At 43.3% G+C, this 2397-nt stretch carries 1 protein-coding gene and 1 pseudogene; both read left to right on the plus strand.

Annotated elements, in window-relative coordinates; translation table 11 throughout:
* Positions 1–52: 52 nt before the first annotated feature.
* Entirely contained in the window at positions 53–1708 is a 1656-nt protein-coding gene (locus AB4496_RS10150) for an ATPase RavA domain-containing protein (RefSeq protein WP_012600558.1), read from the plus strand.
* 12 nt (positions 1709–1720) lie between these two features.
* Positions 1721–2397 (plus strand): annotated as a pseudogene (locus AB4496_RS10155) (ATPase RavA stimulator ViaA); the annotation flags it as partial.

The raw sequence follows: 2397 nt of genomic DNA on the forward strand, positions 1-2397 counted from the left end.
GTATAAAAACGTATCTACACTCTCAACTGTTCAAAGATTTTCGGAGTAACGCATGAACCCTTCTATTTCCTCACATGCTGACAAGGCGCTACTCTCTGAAAGAATCAATAAATTAGCGCATGCTCTCTCTGATGGCGTTTATGAAAGAGAAGACACCATTAAGCTTTGTTTACTGGCGGCTCTGGCTGGCGAAAGTGTGTTCCTATTGGGCCCTCCGGGTATCGCAAAAAGCCTTATCGCTAAACGCCTCATCCAGGCTTTTGACAACAGTAGCTACTTCGAATATTTGATGACACGTTTCTCTACTCCTGAGGAAGTGTTCGGCCCACTAAGCATTCAAGAATTAAAAGACAACGGTCGTTACGTAAGGCTGACCGAAGGCTACCTACCAACCGCGCAAGTTGTATTCCTTGATGAGATCTGGAAAGCAGGCCCTGCCATTCTCAATACGTTACTGACTGTGGTTAACGAAAAGACATTTAAAAATGGCGCAGACATTGAGCGCGTGCCGATGCGCTTGTTGGTTTCAGCGTCTAATGAACTTCCAGATGAAGACAGCGGCCTAGAAGCACTTTATGATCGAATGTTAGTTCGTGTGTTCGTCAACCGTATTCAAAACAAACAAAACTTCAAATCGATGCTAACGACAGGTACTTCTCAAGAAGCCGTCATTCCAAAAGGGTTAGCGATTACAGACATTGAATATCATCAATGGCAGAAAGAACTCGATAATCTGGAGCTGACGGATAACTCGTTTAACAAGTTATTTGAGCTAAAAACCATGCTTGAAGACACGGTTAAGAAGCAAGGTTCAGCATCAGAGTCGGATTTGTATGTTTCGGACAGACGCTGGAAGAAAGCGGTTAAACTATTGAAAGCGAGCGCATTCTTCAGTGGCCGTGATAGCGTTAACCCGCTCGATATTATGCTTCTTCAAGATTGTTTGTGGCATAGCCCTGAATCTCGCGATGTGGTTCGTAGCGTTGTAAAAGATTTTGCGTTGAACCGAGCGTTTGATCAGCAAGAGTCTAAATCTCAAATCGAAATGTCTCGTGAAGAGCTAGAAGAGATTCAAGATGATGTTGAATCGACTCTGTCGGTGTCGCTCTCTGTGGAGTCAACCAGTGGCTTACGACGTAAAGACGTTTACCAACATGATATCAAGAACGCGAAAATGTACAGCGTCGGTAGCGCATACAATCTTATTAAATTGGTTATGCTGCAAAGCAATATGTCGGTGTCTGAATCTGAGAAAGGCGATAGTCGTTGGGTGTATGTAGCCAAAGATGATTTTGACCGTGTTCTAAAAGAAGGTCATGGCGACATTTACGGTTACGTAAACGAAAACAAAAATCTATGCCGTTTAAAGCTCGACTTGGATGCATCGAATCAATTAGTGATCAAAGATATTGCTAATCGTTCTGTATTGGTGAGTGTGGTGACTACTGACGGTTTAGATCAAGAACTGTATAACAAGTGGTTGAACGGCGCTGAGAAAGCCCTAGAACAGTTAACTGCAGCTGAATTCAAGTTAAAAAGAGTACGCACTGAATTCCATGACGCATTACCGCATAACTATATTGACCCTGATTTACCGAAAGCGATGGAATCAAGCTTACAGGCGGTAACACAAGAGCTTGAAACGACAAAAGTGAAGAGTAGCAAGATCGCGCAACGCATTAAGTTCATGAGTCAGTACTTTGAGTAAGAGGGGGAGCATATGTTAGGAGCTGACGGCTTAAACCTCGCTTTGATGGTGGCTGACTCTGGTATCATTGATACCGCGATGAATGATCTTATCGCTCGTTCTCAAGTGATGATGGCTGCTGAGAATAAAGGTGTGAAAACATCAGTCAAAAACCACTTAGTTAAATGGCGCGGTAAAGTAAAAAAACGCGTCACTAAAGTGTGTGAAACCGACCGTTTCCAAGAGGAAATCGCACTTTACCAAGAAGTGATTTACTGGGATGAATCTCAGTTTTTTGACGAGATTGATCGCGTTATTAAGAAGCTGGAGTGGCACTCAGCATTTTATCTACAAGCAAGACGTTTGATGGAAAACAATAAAGGTGTTTATAACGCGATGTTTCCACATTACTTTTGTGATCAATGGTACCAATCGCTGTCAGATGCCATCAAACAAGCTCAAGTCACCGAACTCGAAACAAGCAAAGAAAAAGTCTTAGCTGATCTTTATCAGCGCATGGAAACCATGAAAAACATGGACAAAGTGACAGAGTCGGGCGATGAAGGCAGTGTAGGGCGTTTGTGGGACATGGCATCGGCCAAATTAAGCAAAACAGACCTAACCATCATGAAGCGCCACGCTGAGTTTCTGAATAAGCACAAGGGTTTGCAAGAGATCGCAGAAAAACTAGGACGTATGGCTGGTGAGGA

Origin of the sequence: Vibrio sp. 10N.222.46.A1 (assembly GCF_041473595.1) — a bacterium.
Lineage (GTDB): Bacteria > Pseudomonadota > Gammaproteobacteria > Enterobacterales > Vibrionaceae > Vibrio > Vibrio tasmaniensis_A.